Origin of the sequence: Cytobacillus sp. FSL K6-0129 (assembly GCF_038007625.1) — a bacterium.
GTDB lineage: Bacteria > Bacillota > Bacilli > Bacillales > Cytobacillaceae > Cytobacillus > Cytobacillus kochii.
This window is the reverse complement of record NZ_JBBOXM010000001.1, coordinates 1,729,508-1,748,223: the sequence shown is the minus strand read 5'-3', so window position 1 is coordinate 1,748,223 and position 18,716 is coordinate 1,729,508. Positions and strand designations below refer to the sequence as shown.

The following is an 18,716-nucleotide window of genomic DNA, read 5'->3' as shown; positions in this document are numbered from 1 at the left end:
GTAAGCACAAAAAGAATTCATTAAAAATTTTTGGGGAGAACATAAAATGAATCAGTTTTGGGAAAATGAATTTGTTCATACCGCTGCCTACTTTAGTGTGGTTATTCTATGTATGATTGTCTTTTTAGCAGTATTTGAGCTTGTAACGAAATATAAGAATTGGGAAGAGATTAAAAAAGGAAATGTTGCTGTGGCAATGGCTACAGGTGGTAAGATTTTTGGGATAGCAAATGTGTTTCGTCATTCGATTATGCATAATGATCATTTACTTGTCATGATTGGTTGGGGTGTGTTCGGTTTTATTTTATTGTTAGTCGCTTATTTTGTTTTTGAATTCATGAGTCCGAAAATAAAAGTAGATGATGAAATACAAAATAATAATATTGCTGTTGGACTGATATCTATGATATTATCTATCGGAATTTCTTATATTATTGGTGCGAGCATATCTTAGGGAGCGTAATTGAATGGAGAGATTAGCAAAAATATTACTTGTATTATGCGTATTATTTATCTTAGCGGGCGTCATCTTTATGATATAAAGGAATTGATTCATTAATTAGATTTAGACAATTATTCGTATGTGGAATACAACGAATGGTTGTCTAGTTTTTTTTAAGTCAAAGAGCGCCATACTTTATTTACTCATACAACTTTTCTCCTTCCCTCATGGTGGCTATGGTTTGTGCTATTTAGCATAAGATAAAGAGGCATCTTTAGGAAATAAGGCACAGATTTATATAATTTCATTTGTCTTGCTTACAAGTGTATATTATAATAAAAAGTGAACAATTTTAAATGTTCTAAAAATATAATATTTGGGGAGGGTCGTAAATGTCTGAAGAAAAACCGTGGCTGAAGCTGTACCCTAATGAAATCCCATCAACACTTGCCTATCCAGAACAGCCTGTTCAGGAGTTTTTAGTTGCTGCCGCAAATGAGTTCCCTGAAAAAAAAGCCATACACTTTATGGGGAAAGAATTTACGTATCGTTATGTCTATGAATCCGCTCTAAAAGTTGCAGGCTACCTGCAAAGTATCGGAATAACGAAAGGCGATCGAGTCGCTATCATGTTACCTAATACCCCGCAGTCAGTCATAAGTTATTATGGTGTTCTATTCGCAGGAGGAGTGGTGGTCCAAACAAATCCACTTTATATGGAAAGAGAACTTGAATTCCAAATGAAGGATTCAGGAGCGATTGCGATTATCACAATGGATATACTTTTTCCGAGAGTGACTAAAATACTACCTCAAACAGAATTGAAACATGTAATTGTAACCGCTATCAAGGACTTTTTACCATTTCCAAAAAATATTGTGTATCCATTTATTCAGAAAAAGCAATATGGCTTATCAGTCAATGTCAGACATGAAGGCAATTATCACTTATTAACAGAAATATTAAAAGGTGAAGCAAGACCAGTTCAAACATATGATATAGAATTCAATGAAGATTTAGCACTATTACAATATACAGGTGGGACGACTGGATTTCCGAAAGGAGTTATGCTTACCCACAAAAATTTAGTATCCAATGCTGCAATGTGTAAAGCATGGTTATATCAAACGAAAAAGGGCGAAGAGGTTATTCTAGGGATATTGCCATTTTTCCATGTATATGGTATGACAACTGTTATGATCTTAACAATTATGGAAGCTAACAAAATGGTTTTACTACCAAAGTTTGATGTTGAAACAACCTTGAAGACCATTCAGAAGCAAAAGCCAACACTTTTCCCAGGTGCTCCGACCATTTATATTGGATTATTGAATCACCCTAAAATTAAAGAATTTGACCTTTCTTCCATCGATTCCTGTATCAGTGGATCAGCGGCACTACCTGTTGAGGTCCAACAAAAATTTGAAGAAATCACTGGCGGTAAATTAGTAGAAGGGTATGGGCTAACAGAGTCTTCACCTGTGACACATGCTAATTTCCTTTGGGATGAACCGAGAGTAAAGGGAAGTATTGGGATTCCTTGGCCAGACACTGATGCAAAAATTATGTCTACTGAAAATGGCGAATTTTTACCTGTTGGTGAAATTGGAGAGATTTGTGTAAAAGGTCCACAAGTCATGAAAGGCTATTGGAACCGTCCAGATGATACGGAACAAACATTAAAAGACGGCTGGTTATTAACAGGGGATTTAGGGTATATGGATGAAAATGGTTATTTTTATGTGGTTGACCGCAAGAAAGATATGATTATCGCCGGTGGATTTAATATTTATCCAAGAGAGATAGAAGAAGTGTTATATGAGCATGAAGCAGTCCAGGAAGTAGTAGCAGCTGGCGTGCCCCACCCTTACCGAGGAGAAACAGTTAAAGCTTATATTGTTAAAAAAGAGGGTGTCCATATTACAGAAGATGAATTAAATGAGTTTGCTAGAAAACACTTAGCTGCTTATAAGGTACCGAGAATTTATGAATTTCGTGAGGAACTACCTAAAACAGCAGTAGGAAAAATACTGAGAAGAGCTTTAATTGAGGAAGATAAAAAGAAATTTGCTGAAGAGCAAAATGAGGCGATCAAATAATCGGGCCAAGTGGCTCATTCTTTTTGAAACCTAGAGCTTGTCCACCTTAAAAACATAATAATTATGCAAAGTTTCTTGACAGAACAATCATTAGATAATAATATAATTTTATGAATGACTATTCATTCATTTTTATCATTCGGAATGGTTGTTCTGTTGATTAGGTGGAAACGAGTATCTCCATTCCGGTATACTCTTTGTTAGGAGCAAGAGTAATATAGGGGGAGAATGATTTTGAAGAAGAACAAACCAAAATACAGACAGATTATTGATGCGGCAGTGATAGTCATTGCTGAGAATGGCTACCATCAATCACAAGTTTCAAAGATTGCCAAACAGGCAGGCGTGGCTGATGGGACGATTTATTTATATTTTAAGAACAAAGAAGATATCTTAATTTCCCTCTTTGAAAACAAAATGGGTCACTTTGTTGAAATGATTGAGGAGAAAATAGCAGGAAAAGTAAGAGCAGCAGAGAAGTTATTAATGATGGTCGAAACCCACTTTCATATTTTATCTCAAGACAAACATTTAGCTATCGTGACACAATTAGAACTAAGGCAATCGAATATCGATTTACGGCAAAAAATTAATGCAATCTTAAAAGGTTATTTAGGCTTAATCGATTCAATCTTACTCGAAGGAAAAAAAATGGGTGAGTTTGCTAGTAATCTCGATGTCCGATTAGCTAGACAGATGATCTTTGGGACAATGGATGAAACTGCAACAACATGGGTGATGAATGATCAAAAATACGATTTAACTGCGTTAGCGCCCGAAGTTCATCGTCTTTTAATCAGTGGGTGCAAAAGCCAATAATTAAAAATAATAATGGAGGTAAGAAAAAGTGGAATACTTAAATTGGAAGATTGATAATGAAGTTGCAACAATTACCATTAATCGCCCTCCTGCCAATGCACTATCATCTGGGTTGATTGAGGAGTTAGGTGAAGTACTGGATCAGATTGAGCCAAACCAAGAAATTAGGGTGATCCTCATTCATGGAGAAGGCCACTTCTTCTCTGCTGGAGCAGATATTAAGGAATTTACTTCTATCGAAAGTGGTGAAGGTTTCTCACATCTAGCAGAAAATGGACAAGGGCTCTTTGAGAGAATAGAAACCTTCAAGAAACCTATTATTGCAGCCCTTCATGGTGCAGCTTTAGGTGGAGGTTTGGAACTTGCAATGAGTTGTCATATTCGCTTAGTTGCTGAGAATACAAAAATGGGACTACCAGAATTGCAGCTTGGATTAATTCCTGGGTTTGCTGGTACACAACGATTACCTCGTTTTGTTGGAACGGCAAAAGCAGCTGAAATGATTTTAACGAGTGATCCAATTACGGGGTTAGAAGCTGTACAACTCGGTTTAGCCAATCATGCTTACCCTGAAGAAAAGCTGTTAGAAAATGCCTATTCAATGGCACAAAAAATCGCCAAAAAGAGCCCAGTATCTGTCGGTGCAACATTAGAATTACTGAATTATAGTAAATCCAACCGTTATTATGATGGGGTGAAAAAGGAAGCAGAACTTTTTGGTCAAGTTTTCGTAAGTGAGGATGCAAAGGAAGGTATTTCTGCTTTTGTTGAAAAGCGAAATCCAGTTTTCTCAGGAAAATAATTTTTTAAATATAAACGTTTTCATTACCAATTTTGTTTATAATCTATTATAATAGATTTAATAATTTAAATTGTTAAATAATAATCGATTTGAAAAGCATTTTTGGGAATAGGTTATTGTAAGACTGAGCATACGCTCAGTCAACAATTTAGTTTTATTTGTCAAAATCTTATGAAGCAATGGAATGTTTGTAAAATTAGGAGGCGAAACCATGAACATCTATGTACTAATGAAAAGAACATTTGATACAGAAGAAAAGATCACGATTTCAGGCGGTAAAATTAATGAAGATGGAGCAGAATTCATCATCAACCCTTACGATGAATACGCAATTGAGGAAGCAATCCAAGTTCGTGATGAACATGGTGGTGAAGTAACGGTTGTTTCTGTAGGGACAGAAGAAGCCGAGAAACAACTTCGTACAGCATTAGCGATGGGTGCTGATAAAGCAGTACTGATTAATACAGAAGATGACGTTGAAGAAGGAGATCAGTTTACGACTTCAAAAATTTTAGCTGAATTCCTTAAAGATAAAGAGGTTGATTTGATTATTGGTGGGAATGTAGCAATCGATGGTGGATCAGGTCAAGTTGGCCCACGCGTAGCGGAGTTATTAGCTATTCCTTATATCACAACCATCACTAAGTTAGATATTGAAGGTACAACAGCTACAGTTGTTCGTGATGTAGAAGGTGATTCTGAAGTAATTGAGACTTCTCTACCATTACTTGTCACTGCACAACAAGGTTTAAATGAACCGCGCTACCCTTCTTTACCAGGGATTATGAAAGCAAAGAAAAAACCTTTAGACGAAATTGAATTAGACGATCTTGATTTAGACGAAGATGATGTAGAAGCGAAAACAAAGACAATTGAAATTTCCCTACCACCGAAAAAAGAAGCTGGAAAAGTGCTTGAAGGTGAATTAGAGGATCAAGTAAAAGAATTAGTCAGTCTACTTCATAACGAAGCAAAAGTTGTCTAATAGTGAGCATAAAAGAATAAAAACGTTGGGGGTATAATAATGGCTAGAAAAGTTTTAGTATTAGGTGAAGTAAGAGAAGGTTCATTGCGAAATGTTTCTTTTGAAGCAGTTGCTGCAGCAAAAACATCTGCTGAAGGTGGAGAAGTTGTAGGTGTATTATTTGGTGATTCTGTAAGCGCTTTAGGAGCTGAATTCATTCAGTATGGAGCTGACCGAGTGGTAACAGTTGAGGATGAACTGTTAAAACAATATACATCTGACGGTTATTCTCAAGCCTTACTTGCCGTTATTGATCAAGAAGATCCTGAAGGAATTATTTTCGGACATACTGCTCAAGGTAAAGATCTTGCACCGAAGATTGCGGCAAAGTTAGAATCCGGTCTTATCTCTGATGTAACAGAGCTAGAAGTTGAGGGTGGTAACTTAGTCTTTACTCGTCCGATTTACTCTGGAAAAGCATTTGAAAAGAAAATTGTAACAGATGGACTTCTTTTCGCTACTATTCGTCCTAATAACATTGCACCACTTGAAAAAGATGAAAGTAGAAATGGAGATGTTTCATCTTTATCTGTAGAAGTTAAAAACTTGCGTCAAGTCATCAAGGAAGTTGTACGAAAAGCAACAGAAGGTGTAGACCTTTCTGAAGCGAAAGTCATTGTTGCTGGTGGACGCGGTGTGAAAAGTGAAGAAGGTTTCGAGCCGTTAAAAGAATTGGCAGATGTCCTTGGTGGTGCTGTTGGAGCTTCACGTGGCGCATGCGATGCAGACTACTGTGATTACTCACTTCAAATCGGCCAAACAGGTAAAGTAGTTACACCTGACCTTTATATCGCTTGCGGTATATCTGGTGCGATTCAACATTTAGCTGGGATGTCCAATTCAAAGATTATTGTTGCCATCAACAAAGATCCAGAAGCGAATATTTTTAAAGTAGCGGATTATGGTATTGTGGGCGACTTATTCGAAGTCCTTCCATTACTAACAAAAGAGTTTAAAGAATTACTTGTAAATGCATAATTTTCGTTTACATCTGATATGAGCGGGTAGAATTTTACTACTCGCTTCTTTACTATGTTGGCAAAAAGATTAATGTTGAATAATATAGACATTGAATCCTTTTTAAAGGTTCAGTATGATACAATAAAAAAATGGGTAATCTATACGAGCAAAATAATAGCATCCATTATTAATCGATGATATACTTTCGATAAGATTTTTTAGTTATTTATTAGGAGGATATAAATATTATGGCTATCACACATGCAACAGATCAAAACTTTACTGCTGAAACTGGTTCAGGTCTTGTACTTGCAGACTTCTGGGCACCATGGTGCGGACCTTGTAAAATGATTGGACCAGTTCTTGAGGAAATTGATGGAGAAATGGGAGATAAAGTAAAAATCGTTAAACTTGATGTTGACGATAACCAAGAAACTGCTGGTAAATTTGGAGTTATGAGCATCCCGACTCTCATCGTGTTTAAAGATGGTGCAGAAGTAGATAAAGTGGTTGGTTTCCAACCGAAAGAAGCATTAGTTGAATTGCTTCAAAAACATGGTGCATAAGAAGTACCATAAAACAAACCCCGGCTTCTACTTTTAGAAGATCGGGGTTTTTTTTACAGTACAAGTATGGCAAAATCAGTAAGAAGGGTATGGTTTCCTCCTGCAATGATATTCTTTTTAGGTATGGATGTGACAGCTAACTATGAATGATAATATAAAAAATAAATTACCTTTATTACCAGCTCAACCAGGTTGTTATTTAATGAAAGATCGCCAAGGGACAATTATTTATGTCGGTAAGGCGAAAGTGCTTCGTAATCGGGTTAAGTCCTATTTTACCGGTTCACATGATGGAAAGACATTAAGGCTTGTAAATGAAATTGACGATTTTGAATATATCGTGACCTCTTCCGATATGGAAGCGTTATTATTAGAGTTAAATTTAATTAAAAAGCATGATCCCAAATATAATGTCATGCTAAAGGATGATAAAAGTTATCCTTTTATTAAATTAACAAATGAAAGACATCCGAGATTAATTACCACGAGAAAAGTAAAAAAAGACAAAGGGAAATATTTTGGGCCATATCCAAATGTGCAGGCGGCCAATGAAACAAAAAGATTATTAGATCGCCTTTATCCTTTAAGAAAATGTAACACCTTACCAGATAGAGTTTGTCTATACTACCATATCGGACAATGTCTAGCTCCTTGTGTAAATGAAGTAAAATCTGACACATACAAACAAATGACAGATGAGATTACTCGTTTCTTAAATGGTGGTTATAAAGAAATCAAAAAAGAACTTTCAACGAAAATGGAAGAAGCGTCCGCAGCGCTAGAGTTTGAGAAAGCAAAGGATTTCAGAGATAAAATTATCCATATAGAAACGACGATGGAAAAACAAAAGATTACAATGACGGATTTTACTGACCGAGATGTGTTTGCTTATGCGGTTGATAAGGGTTGGATGTGTGTACAAGTATTTTTTATTAGGCAAGGGAAACTTATTGAAAGAGATGTATCTATGTTTCCAATCTATAATGAGCCTGAAGAAGAGATGCTCACCTATCTCGGCCGTTTTTATGAACAAGCTAATCATTTTAAACCAAAGGAAATTTACTTGCCAGACTCTGTTGATGTGACGATGGCTGAGCAGCTTTTGGATGTAAAAATATTTATTCCTCAAAGAGGGAGAAAAAAAGAACTAGTGAAACTTGCCTATAAAAATGCAAAGATTGCTTTAAAAGAAAAATTCTCGCTTATTGAACGTGATGAGAAAAGAACGGTGAATGCAATAGAAAGCTTAGGTGAGGAGCTAGGAATTTACACACCCTATCGCATTGAAGCTTTTGATAACTCCAATATCCAGGGTACCGATGCTGTCTCAGCAATGATTGTCTTTATCGATGGTAAGCCTGCAAAAAGGGAGTATCGGAAATATAAGATTAAGTCAGTTAAAGGACCAGATGATTATGAATCTATGAGGGAAGTGACGAGACGGAGATATAGCCGGGTTTTAAAAGAAGGGCTACCCCTACCTGATTTAATTATCATTGATGGTGGAAAAGGACATGTTGAAGTCGTTCGAGATGTGCTTGAGAATGAACTCGGTTTAGATATTCCACTAGCAGGATTAGTCAAAGATGATAAGCATAAAACATCTCAACTTCTTTATGGAAATCCATTAATGATCATTCCCCTCGCTCGAAATAGCCAGGAATTTTATTTATTACAACGTATTCAAGATGAAGTGCATCGATTTGCGATTACATTTCATAGACAAGTTCGTGGAAAGAGTGCATTTCAGTCACTTCTTGATGAAATTGATGGTATTGGGGAAAAAAGAAAAAAGCAGTTATTAAAAGATTTTGGTTCTGTAAAAAAAATGAAATCAGCTAGTGTAGAAGACCTTAGGGAATCTGGCTTACCATTAAAAGTTGCACAAGAACTTTATGAAAAGTTACATGAATAGACATTGTCTGAAAAAAACAAATATGGTATAGTGTTTTTAACTTTATATCAAATCACTTTTTAACTTGAAAGTGAAGGTAGAGGTGCGAGTTTCATTAGTAAAAGTTCCTTAGAAGATTGAGCTTCGTTTGAAGGACTTTGAAAGGGAATATTCGCCGAAGTGAAGAAAGACTCAATATTTTCTTCGCTGGTTCTGCATTGAATAAATGCAGGATTGTCAAGACTATCTGTCTTGGAGGGCTATCTCACTGTGTGTACGTAGATTGTTCATACGTTTGACTACACAGCAATGGGATGGGTTTCATCTCATTGCTTTTTTTTATGCCGAATATGGGTAGAAATGTGTTGGTTGTACATACAGGCGGCAGGGAATAAAAACGAATGACTTGAAAGTAGGGGAGAAAAGTGGGCTTAATTGTACAAAAATTTGGTGGAACCTCCGTAGGCTCGGTTGATCATATTCAAAATGTAGCCAACCGTGTCATTGAAGAAAAAAATAATGGTAATGATATCGTTGTTGTTGTGTCGGCTATGGGCAAAACGACTGATCAATTAGTTGGTATGGCAAAAGAATTATCACCCGCTCCGAGTAAGAGAGAAATGGATATGTTGTTATCTACAGGTGAGCAAGTTACGATCTCTTTATTAACAATTGCACTAAATTCAAAAGGTTATGAGGCAACTTCCTATACGGGCTGGCAAGCAGGGATTAAAACGGAATCAGTACATGGTGACGCAAGAATCACTGATATTGACACAAAACCTGTTTCACAAGAGTTAAAGAAAGGGAGAATTGTTATCGTAGCGGGTTTTCAAGGTTTAAGTGAGACTGGCCAAATAACGACATTAGGTCGGGGTGGCTCTGATACAACAGCCGTAGCTCTTGCAGCAGTATTAAAAGCGGACAAATGTGATATATACACCGATGTAACAGGTGTATTCACAACTGATCCACGCTATATAAAAAATGCAAGAAAGCTTCCATCTATCTCATACGATGAAATGCTTGAATTAGCTAATCTTGGTGCAGGCGTTCTACATCCAAGAGCAGTTGAGTTTGCAAAAAATTACAATGTAAAGCTTGAAGTACGTTCTAGTATGGAACGAGAAGAAGGTACAATTATAGAGGAGGTTGCGGAAATGGAAGAGAACTTAGTTGTTAGAGGGGTTGCTTTTGAAGATGATATTACAAGGGTATCTGTACTAGGGATTAAAGACCCTTTAATAAGCCTTTCATCCATCTTTTCACTCTTGGCGAAAGAACATATAAATGTTGATATTATTATACAAAGTATTACAGATGATAAATCATCAGGCTTATCTTTTTCAATTAAAAACCAAGATCTTACAGAGACTGTAAAAATACTAGAAAAAAATCGAGAAGCATTAAGTTATGATCAGATTGAATGGGAATCACAATTGGCGAAAATCTCGATTGTCGGTTCAGGAATGATTTCAAATCCTGGAGTAGCAGCTGAGATGTTTAATGTATTAGCTGCTAATAACATCGTTGTAAAGATGGTCAGTACATCTGAAATAAAGGTCTCGGCTGTGATCGACCAAGCGCATATGTTAAATGCTGCTCAAGCTTTACATCAAACGTTTAATTTAGCTGGGGATTTAATAAAAAATTAAATGAGCTAGCAGTAGTATAAGATAGGAAAATCCAAACACCATTTAAACGCCTTAAAAAGAATGATGTTTGGATTTTTTTTACTGTTGGGTATATTTATTAGGTGTGGATAAAGTCCTTTTTATCCCATTTGACTGTGAAGAGGACCTTTCCACCTTTTTTACGTGGGTGCTCGAATGTTTCGCAAATCACTTCTTTTTTCTGTTCGATTTGTTGAGCAATAAAACCAGCTTCTAATTGGAATGTTGCGTGAGCATTTTCTTTACAGCGCTTTTGAATGACTTCACTTGTTAACTCGTATTCGATTTCTTTTTTGTTTTCGAGGTTTTTCGTTAATTTTCCCCAACCAGCCTCGACAAAGAAGCTGAATAAGTCTTCTTCTGTTTGAAGAGGATATTTACGTGCTAGTCTCTTGCCTGCCCAGTATAAGATATCTGGTGCGTCTTTACCTAGTAAATCATGTAAAAGTTCTTCTCTAATTAATTCATAGCCAAAGGATGAAATCATTTCTTTGTTTGGTTCAATTGATTCTGCCATGTTTTCGGTTTGTTCTATTTGGGCTTCTTGAGATGGCATATTATGCTAAATCTCCCCTCTTTCATAAAGTCTAATATATACAATTTACTTGGAAAAAACGAATACGTACAGTGAAAAGGGAAAAATTTTTAGTTTGTAAAACTGGTGTAAATTATGGGAATAATCTTAACACTAATAATAATCTAATGTAAATGCATTTTTATGCGTAAAATATGAATATTATTGCGTGATTTAAGCTATTTTAATATACCGCCAAATAGGGTTGAAAAAACTATATCATTGGTTTTTTGAGTGAAACTAGAATAGAAAAAATTTTCGTAATATCGACAAAATCTGTATCCGTTTTCTTGACGCTAATGGGCGATGGGAGTAAAATGGACATGTCATATAAATGTTTTGAAAATGATTTGCATTTTCTTAGTGATGCGAAGGATTTGTTATGTACATATTCAGCGTGTCATGCTACAAATTCAAGGGGGTAAACTTATGGCGGGTAATCGAGAGTTTTTAAATCGCAGATTGCATTCATTACTTGGAGTTATACCTGTTGGGGTCTTTCTGATCCAACACTTAGTAGTGAACCATTTTGCAACTAGGGGAGAAGAGGCATTTAATAGCGCATCACATTTCATGGAAAGTCTTCCTTTTAGATATTTCCTAGAAATATTTATTATTTTCTTACCTTTGTTATATCATGCAATTTACGGTCTTTACATTGCGTTTACAGCAAAAAATAACACTTCAAGATTCGGATTTTTCCGAAACTGGATGTTCTTAGTTCAACGTGTAACCGGTGTAATTACATTGATTTTCATCGTTTGGCATGTTTGGGAGACTCGTATTGCAGCAATGTTCGGTGCCGAAGTAAATTATGATATGATGGCTGATATTTTGTCTAGCCCATTCATGTTAGCATTTTACATCGTTGGTGTATTATCTGCAATTTTCCACTTTGCAAATGGTTTATGGTCCTTCATGGTAAGCTGGGGAATTACAGTATCTCCTAGATCACAATTGATTTCAACTTATGTAACTTTAGTCATTTTTATCGCATTATCAATTGTAGGTATTCGTGCTATTTTTGCTTTCGTGTAATGAATACATACATTTTTCTATAATTTGTTCGGTTTTTTTTAGAGGTATTAGTATTAAGGGAGTGAGTCAGATATGGGTAAAGGAAAGGTTATTGTTGTCGGTGGCGGATTAGCCGGATTGATGGCAACTGTTAAAATTGCTGAAGCTGGCGGACAAGTAGAATTATTTTCTTTAGTGCCGGTTAAACGTTCTCACTCTGTTTGTGCCCAAGGTGGTATTAACGGAGCAGTAAATACAAAAGGTGAAGGGGATTCTCCTTGGATTCACTTTGATGATACAATTTATGGTGGTGACTTCTTAGCTAACCAACCTCCAGTTAAGGCAATGGCAGAAGCAGCACCTGGAATTATTCACTTATTCGACCGTATGGGTGTTATGTTCAACCGTACACCTGAAGGGTTATTAGATTTTAGACGCTTTGGCGGAACACAGCATCACCGTACTGCTTTTGCTGGTGCGACAACAGGTCAACAATTGCTTTATGCATTGGATGAGCAAGTGCGTCGTCACGAAGTAGCAGGGTTAGTAACAAAATATGAGGGTTGGGAGTTCTTGGGAACTGTCATTGATGATGACGGAGTTTGTCGCGGGGTAGTAGCGCAAAACCTACAAACAATGGAAATCCAATCATTCGCAGCAGATGCTGTCATTATGGCTTCTGGTGGACCGGGAATTATTTTTGGTAAATCAACTAACTCTATTATTAATACAGGCTCTGCTGCATCAATCGTTTATCAACAAGGCGCGTATTATGCAAATGGTGAGTTCATTCAAATCCATCCAACTGCTATACCAGGAGATGACAAACTACGTCTAATGAGTGAATCTGCACGTGGTGAAGGTGGTCGTGTTTGGACATATAAAGACGGGAAACCTTGGTATTTCTTAGAGGAAAAATATCCGGCATACGGTAACTTAGTTCCTCGTGATATTGCTACACGAGAAATCTTTGATGTTTGTGTAAACCAAAAACTAGGTATCAATGGTGAAAACATGGTTTACCTTGATCTTTCACATAAAGACCCGAAAGAATTAGATATTAAATTGGGTGGTATTATTGAAATTTACGAGAAATTCCAAGGTGATGACCCTCGTAAAGTACCAATGAAAATCTTCCCAGCTGTTCACTATTCAATGGGTGGTTTATGGGTAGATTATGATCAAATGACAAATATCCCTGGATTGTTTGCTGCAGGTGAGTGTGATTATTCACAACATGGTGGTAACCGTCTTGGAGCTAACTCATTGCTTTCTGCCATTTATGGTGGTATGGTTGCTGGACCAAAAGCGCTTGAATATATTGAAGGATTAGAGAAATCAAGTGAAGATTTATCTTCTTCATTATTCGAAGGTGCAGTTCAACAAGAACAAGAGAAATGGAATAAAATCATGTCTCTTGATGGAACAGAAAATGCATATATCCTTCACAAAGAACTTGGTGAATGGATGACTGATAATGTAACAGTTGTTCGTCATAACGATCGTTTATTAAAAACAGATGCTAAAATTGTTGAATTGTTAGAGAGATATGAAAATATCAACATTAACGATACAGCAAAATGGAGTAACCAAGGGGCGGCGTTTACTCGTCAATTACAAAATATGCTTCAATTAGCTCGTGTTATTACAATTGGTGCATATAACCGTAACGAAAGCCGCGGTGCCCATTATAAACCAGAATTCCCTGATCGAAATGATGATGAATTCTTAAAAACAACTATGGCTAAATTCGTTGATGGCAAATCAGCGCCACAATTCCATTACGATGAAGTGGATATCAGCTTGATTAAGCCACGTAAACGTGACTATACAACGAAACATTAAGAGAAAACTCGATGAAAGGGGAGTAATTAATCGTGTCAGAAGCAGCAGTAAAGTCTAAAACCGTATTATTTCAAATTACAAGACAAGATGGTCCTGATTCAGATTCTTATGTAGAAGAATTTGAACTTGATTATCGTCCAAATATGAATGTGATCTCTGCTCTAATGGAAATTCGAAGAAACCCGGTAAATACAAAAGGGGAGCATACAACACCAATTACTTGGGACATGAACTGTTTGGAAGAAGTTTGTGGAGCTTGTTCTATGGTCATTAATGGCAAACCGCGTCAATCTTGTACAGCTCTGATCGACCAATTAGAACAACCAATTCGTTTAGCACCAATGAAAACATTCCCGGTAGTACGTGATTTACAAGTTGATCGTAGTCGCATGTTTGATTCATTGAAAAAAGTAAAAGCATGGATTCCGATTGATGGAACATATGATTTAGGTCCAGGGCCTCGTATGCCAGAGAAAAAACGCCAATGGGCTTATGAATTATCAAAATGTATGACTTGTGGTGTATGTTTAGAAGCGTGTCCAAATGTAAACAGCAAATCTGATTTTATCGGACCGGCACCACTTTCTCAAGTGCGTTTATTCAACTCTCATCCAACGGGTGAAATGAATAAGGCAGATCGTTTAGAGGAAATTATGGGTGACGGTGGTCTTGCTAACTGTGGTAACTCACAAAACTGTGTGCAATCTTGCCCTAAAGGTATTCCTTTAACAACATCAATTGCCGCGCTTAACCGTGATACAACATTACAATCTTTCAAAAACTTCTTTGGAAGTGACCGTGTGTAATAGATTTTATAGAACACTGAGGCTTATAGCCTCAGTGTTTTTTTTATCCAGTAAAAGGGTAAGAGTGTGATCTTCGTTTGAAGGAGCAATATTTTAATAGTTATTAAGCAATTCGTACTGAAAATTCATAATAATAAAACAAAATACCTATTAATTGATGAATGAAGAAAGTACTTTCAGCTTATTTTTGGCAAAAAATGTAGAATTTTTGTTATAAATAAACACGAATCATAGAAAAACTGGTATATTTCAGTTGTTGAAAGATTAATAATAATTTGAAGGAGGAACAGAATGAAATTAGCTAGTAATCGATGGTTGGCCTTATTGATGATTTTTATGTTAATATTTTCTAGCTTCAGCCCTCTAGCGGGACAAGCAGCACAAGAAGATGTATTGACGGTGAATGAAGCGATTGAAAATAACGAAGGAAATGCAACAGTAGAAGGTTACATAGTAGGTCATACAGTTTCGACGAATAATTACAATTTTAATCCACCTTTTAGTAATGACTATAATATTGCGATAGCTGATGATGCGAATGAACAAGATTCGTCAAAAATTTTACCTGTGCAAGTGTCTAGCAGCTTTCGTGCGACATTTGGCTTACAGACTAACCCTGATATTATAGGTGAAAAAGTACAAATAACAGGCAATCTTGAAGCATATTTTACCGTACCTGGCTTGAAAAATCCAACTGCATTTACATTTGCTGATGGAAACCCTGATGATGGGGAAGAGGAAGAGCCATCTGATGGTGTTGAAGGTCTGCGCATTGGTGATATACAAGGAGCGGGGCATGAGTCTCCTTATGTAAATCAGAACGTAACAGCTGTACAAGGTATTGTAACAAAAGTAGTAGATAACAGTAATTTTTATATGCAAGATGATACACCCGATGATAATCCCCATACATCAGAAGGGATTCTCGTCTACAAGCCTACGCATCAAGTAAAAGTTGGAGATAAGGTTACAGTGGATGGGCTTGTGAAAGAATGGGTTCTTGACGGATATAGTGAAAAGTTAGAAACAGATTTAGCCATGACTGAAATCAATGCCCAAAATGGGAGGGTAAGCATTGAATCATCAGGAAATGACCTGCCAGAAGCAATTGTTTTAGGCAAAGATCTTCCTTTACCTCATGATATTATTGATAATGATGAAATGCAATCTTTTGACCCTGAGGAAGATGGTATCGATTTTTATGAGAGTCTAGAGGGTATGCGCGTCGCAGTGGAGAATCCTCAAGTTGTTGCACCTCAAAAATATGGTGAAATACCTGTCATTGCGAATCAAGAAGAGGATAAACTCTATACGGATCAAGGTGGGGTTTTATTAACGGAAGATAATGCAAATCCAGAAAGACTGCATCTTTTATTAGAAGAGGATAATTATGTAGCTAAAACGGGTGATCGTTTTGATGGTACAGTCACCGGTGTAATTAGTTATGGTTATAGCAACTTTAAAGTGTTAGTGGATATGGATTCTTTACCAGATCTTATTGAATCGGAAAAAGAAGAAGTAACGACAGAACTTGGCAAGGATGAAGGAAAATTAACAGTTGCCTCTTATAATATTGAAAATTATTATGAAGGTACAAGCCAAGAAAAGACAAATAGAATAGCGCAGTCAATGGTTAATGAGTTAAATTCACCGGATATTATTGGTCTTGTAGAGGTACAAGATGATAATGGCCCGACTGATGATGGTATAACAACGGCAAAAGCTAGTTATGAGAAATTAATTGCAGCCATTGCCGCAAATGGTGGTCCGACGTATGACTGGGCAGATATTGCACCAGAAGACAAGCAAGATGGTGGTCAGCCGGGTGGGAATATCCGAGTAGGATATCTCTATAATCCAGAAAGAGTTACTTTAAAAGAGGCACCCAAAGGCGGGGCTAACGACGCAGTTACGTATGAAGACGGTCAATTAACATTGAACCCAGGTCGCATCGATCCGACGAATGAAATTTTCCAAGATACAAGAAAATCGCTAGCAGCACAGTTTGAATTTAATGGAGAAGATGTGATTGTCGTTGCTAATCACTTTAATTCTAAGTCAGGTGATGAACCACTATTTGGGAAGAATCAACCTCCGGAATTAGTGAGTGAAGCACAAAGAATACAGTTAGCAGAAGCTGTAAATGGGTTTGTGAAAGATATAGAGTCTAAAAACCCAGATGCGAATGTTGTTGTATTAGGGGATATGAATGATTTTCAATTCACTCCCACATTAGAAACATTAAAAGGTGAAGAGTTAACGAATATGGTTGATACTTTACCGGAAAACGAACAGTATACGTATAATTACCAAGGAAATATGCAAGTACTTGATCATATTTTAGTATCGAATCATTTAGCAGAAGCTGCAAAAGTAGATATTTTAAATATCAATTCTCTATACATGGAGGAGCATGGTAGAGCTAGTGATCATGATCCGTTATTAGTTGAGTTAGACATCGCGGTAGAAGAGGAAAATGAGGGGCCATTCTCAATGAGTATCCTTCATACAAATGATACCCATGCTCATTTAGAAAATGTTCCAAGATTGTTTACTGCAGTGAATCAACTAAGAGATGAAAAAGAAAATACACTATTAGTTGATGCTGGGGATGTATTCTCAGGTACATTATTTTTCAATATGTACCTAGGACAAGCGGACTTACAATTTATGAATCGTTTAGGTTATGATGCTATGACATTTGGAAATCATGAGTTTGACAAAGATTCGCAAGTGTTGGCTGACTTTGTATCCAATGCGGATTTTCCATTTGTTAGTGCAAATGTGAATGTTGAGAATGATGAGATTTTAAGCCAATTAAAAGTAAATGAGTTTGGATATCCTGGAGAAAACGGTAAGATCTATCCTGCCATTATTAAAGAAGTAGATGGCGAAAAAGTAGCATTATTTGGCTTAACAACAGAGGACACTTCATTTTTGGCGAACCCAGATGAAGCCATTGTTTTTGAAGATGCAGTTGAAATGGCTAGCAATACAGTAGCAGCGCTTGAAGAAGAAGGAATTAATAAAATTATTGCACTTTCACATTTAGGTTATACGCCAGATCAGGAATTAGCTGAAGCTGTTCAAGGTATCGATGTGATTGTTGGAGGACATTCTCATACGACATTAGAAGAGCCAGTTGTAAAAAATGAAGATGGAGAACCAACTTTAATCGTTCAAGCCAATGAATATCATAAATATTTAGGCTCTTTAGACATTGTTTTCGATGATGAAGGCGTACTGTCAGAGTGGAATGGTGAATTACTTGATCTCGTTAGTCAAGATGAGAACGGTGAATATGTTTATGAAGAAGATGAATGGGCGCGTAATAAACTTGATGAGTTAAGTGAACCGCTGGAGGAATTAAAACAAGAAGTAGTAGGGTACAGTGAAGTTGCCTTGAATGGTGAACGTACTGATGTTCGTACGAAAGAGACCAATTTAGGAAACTTGATTGCAGATGGTATGCTTTCTAAAGCTAATGAATCTGTGCCAACACAAATTGCGATGCAGAATGGTGGCGGTATTCGTGCATCCATTGCTCAAGGTGAAATTACGCTTGGCGATGTTCTTACTGTGTTGCCTTTCGGTAATATGTTAGTCACCCTTGATTTAACAGGAGAAGAAATAAAACAAGCTTTAGAACATAGTGTAGCAAATATTGAAGAAGGTGCTGGCCAGTTTATGCAAGTGGCAGGTCTTCGCTTTAAATTTGACCAAGCACAGCCAGTGGGTGAACGTGTCCATGGCGTTGACGTGAAAGTAGACGGTGAATATATAGCAATCAATGAAGACGAAACCTATACGGTTGCGACCAACGCTTTCACGGCCGATGGTGGAGATGGATATGATATGTTCAAAAAAGCCAAGGATGAGGGCAGAATTACTGAACTATTTGAAGTGGATTATGATGTGTTTTCCACCTATTTGGAAAACAATAATCCGGTAGCTCCGGAAGTTGAAGGAAGAATTATTGCAGAAGTGAAATCAACAGATCCGGAAGAGCCAGGTGAACCTGAAAACCCTGAAGAGCCGAGCGCTTGTATTCCTGGCCCTGATACTAGCTGGTCTGAGTGTAAACAAGAAATCATTGATCACTTGAAGGATAAGGTAAGAGAATTCACAAGATGGATTTGGGAAATGATTAAAAAATGGTTTGGATTTTAGGATAAAACCTATTTAAAGTAAGCCC

General features: G+C 36.8%; 14 protein-coding genes and 1 riboswitch. Of the genes, 13 read left to right on the top strand and 1 reads right to left on the bottom strand.

Annotated features, from left to right (window positions below):
• Positions 1–46 precede the first annotated feature (46 nt).
• From MHI57_RS08585 to MHI57_RS08545, 9 genes are all read left to right on the top strand, one after another.
• Positions 47–454: a DUF350 domain-containing protein gene (locus tag MHI57_RS08585; RefSeq protein WP_095372340.1), complete on the top strand. Its 408-nt coding sequence runs from the start codon at positions 47–49 to the stop codon at positions 452–454.
• A gap of 380 nt (positions 455–834) precedes the next feature.
• On the top strand, positions 835–2,541 hold the full coding sequence (locus MHI57_RS08580) for an AMP-binding protein (RefSeq protein WP_322909656.1): 1,707 nt from the start codon (positions 835–837) through the stop codon (positions 2,539–2,541).
• A 234-nt stretch (positions 2,542–2,775) separates the two neighbouring features.
• The gene (locus MHI57_RS08575) at positions 2,776–3,360 is read left to right on the top strand and encodes a TetR/AcrR family transcriptional regulator (RefSeq protein WP_340975840.1); all 585 of its coding nucleotides are present in this window, start codon (positions 2,776–2,778) and stop codon (positions 3,358–3,360) included.
• Positions 3,361–3,388: 28 nt separating this feature from the next.
• Complete coding sequence (locus MHI57_RS08570) at positions 3,389–4,162, top strand: enoyl-CoA hydratase (RefSeq protein WP_340975838.1); 774 nt, start codon at positions 3,389–3,391, stop codon at positions 4,160–4,162.
• 211 nt (positions 4,163–4,373) lie between these two features.
• Positions 4,374–5,147: an electron transfer flavoprotein subunit beta/FixA family protein gene (locus MHI57_RS08565; protein WP_095372344.1), complete on the top strand. Its 774-nt coding sequence runs from the start codon at positions 4,374–4,376 to the stop codon at positions 5,145–5,147.
• A 39-nt stretch (positions 5,148–5,186) separates the two neighbouring features.
• A complete protein-coding gene (locus MHI57_RS08560) occupies positions 5,187–6,164 on the top strand; it encodes an electron transfer flavoprotein subunit alpha/FixB family protein (protein WP_340975837.1) in 978 nt (325 codons plus the stop codon).
• A gap of 230 nt (positions 6,165–6,394) precedes the next feature.
• Positions 6,395–6,712 carry a thioredoxin gene (gene trxA / locus MHI57_RS08555; RefSeq protein WP_095372346.1) on the top strand — a complete coding sequence of 106 codons (318 nt, stop codon included), beginning with the start codon at positions 6,395–6,397 and terminating at the stop codon, positions 6,710–6,712.
• Between the two features lie 142 nt (positions 6,713–6,854).
• Positions 6,855–8,627: an excinuclease ABC subunit UvrC gene (gene uvrC, locus MHI57_RS08550; RefSeq protein ID WP_095372347.1), complete on the top strand. Its 1,773-nt coding sequence runs from the start codon at positions 6,855–6,857 to the stop codon at positions 8,625–8,627.
• Positions 8,628–8,696: 69 nt separating this feature from the next.
• Positions 8,697–8,877: riboswitch (Lysine riboswitch) on the top strand.
• 154 nt (positions 8,878–9,031) lie between these two features.
• Positions 9,032–10,261, top strand: coding sequence for an aspartate kinase (locus MHI57_RS08545; protein ID WP_095372348.1), 1,230 nt, complete (start codon positions 9,032–9,034; stop codon positions 10,259–10,261).
• Between the two features lie 97 nt (positions 10,262–10,358).
• Here the strand turns inward: MHI57_RS08545 and MHI57_RS08540 are convergent, their stop codons facing one another.
• Positions 10,359–10,835 carry a YslB family protein gene (locus MHI57_RS08540; RefSeq protein WP_340975833.1) on the bottom strand — a complete coding sequence of 159 codons (477 nt, stop codon included), beginning with the start codon at positions 10,833–10,835 and terminating at the stop codon, positions 10,359–10,361.
• 447 nt (positions 10,836–11,282) lie between these two features.
• Here MHI57_RS08540 and MHI57_RS08535 point away from each other — a divergent pair, with 447 nt between their 5' ends.
• The 4 genes from MHI57_RS08535 to MHI57_RS08520 all read left to right on the top strand — a co-directional run bounded on the left by MHI57_RS08535 (position 11,283) and on the right by MHI57_RS08520 (position 18,691).
• On the top strand, positions 11,283–11,891 hold the full coding sequence (locus MHI57_RS08535) for a succinate dehydrogenase cytochrome b558 subunit (RefSeq protein ID WP_095372349.1): 609 nt from the start codon (positions 11,283–11,285) through the stop codon (positions 11,889–11,891).
• Positions 11,892–11,963: 72 nt separating this feature from the next.
• Positions 11,964–13,715, top strand: coding sequence for a succinate dehydrogenase flavoprotein subunit (gene sdhA / locus MHI57_RS08530; RefSeq protein WP_095372350.1), 1,752 nt, complete (start codon positions 11,964–11,966; stop codon positions 13,713–13,715).
• Positions 13,716–13,747: 32 nt separating this feature from the next.
• Positions 13,748–14,521, top strand: a complete 774-nt coding sequence (gene sdhB / locus MHI57_RS08525) for a succinate dehydrogenase iron-sulfur subunit (protein ID WP_095372351.1) — start codon at positions 13,748–13,750, stop codon at positions 14,519–14,521.
• A 291-nt stretch (positions 14,522–14,812) separates the two neighbouring features.
• Positions 14,813–18,691 (top strand): 5'-nucleotidase C-terminal domain-containing protein, encoded by a 3,879-nt coding sequence (locus MHI57_RS08520; RefSeq protein ID WP_095372352.1) that lies wholly within the window; start codon positions 14,813–14,815, stop codon positions 18,689–18,691.
• Positions 18,692–18,716 lie beyond the last annotated feature (25 nt).

What these genes read in the sequence shown, in the direction of transcription:
- MHI57_RS08585 (WP_095372340.1), top strand. Translation starts at nt 47, where the DNA reads ATGAATCAGTTTTGGGAAAATGAATTTGTTCATACCGCTGCCTACTTT.
- MHI57_RS08580 (WP_322909656.1), top strand. Translation starts at nt 835, where the DNA reads ATGTCTGAAGAAAAACCGTGGCTGAAGCTGTACCCTAATGAAATCCCA.
- MHI57_RS08565 (WP_095372344.1), top strand. Translation starts at nt 4,374, where the DNA reads ATGAACATCTATGTACTAATGAAAAGAACATTTGATACAGAAGAAAAG.
- MHI57_RS08560 (WP_340975837.1), top strand. Translation starts at nt 5,187, where the DNA reads ATGGCTAGAAAAGTTTTAGTATTAGGTGAAGTAAGAGAAGGTTCATTG.
- trxA (WP_095372346.1), top strand. Translation starts at nt 6,395, where the DNA reads ATGGCTATCACACATGCAACAGATCAAAACTTTACTGCTGAAACTGGT.
- uvrC (WP_095372347.1), top strand. Translation starts at nt 6,855, where the DNA reads ATGAATGATAATATAAAAAATAAATTACCTTTATTACCAGCTCAACCA.
- MHI57_RS08540 (WP_340975833.1), bottom strand. Translation starts at nt 10,835, where the DNA reads ATGCCATCTCAAGAAGCCCAAATAGAACAAACCGAAAACATGGCAGAA.
- MHI57_RS08535 (WP_095372349.1), top strand. Translation starts at nt 11,283, where the DNA reads ATGGCGGGTAATCGAGAGTTTTTAAATCGCAGATTGCATTCATTACTT.
- sdhA (WP_095372350.1), top strand. Translation starts at nt 11,964, where the DNA reads ATGGGTAAAGGAAAGGTTATTGTTGTCGGTGGCGGATTAGCCGGATTG.
- MHI57_RS08520 (WP_095372352.1), top strand. Translation starts at nt 14,813, where the DNA reads ATGAAATTAGCTAGTAATCGATGGTTGGCCTTATTGATGATTTTTATG.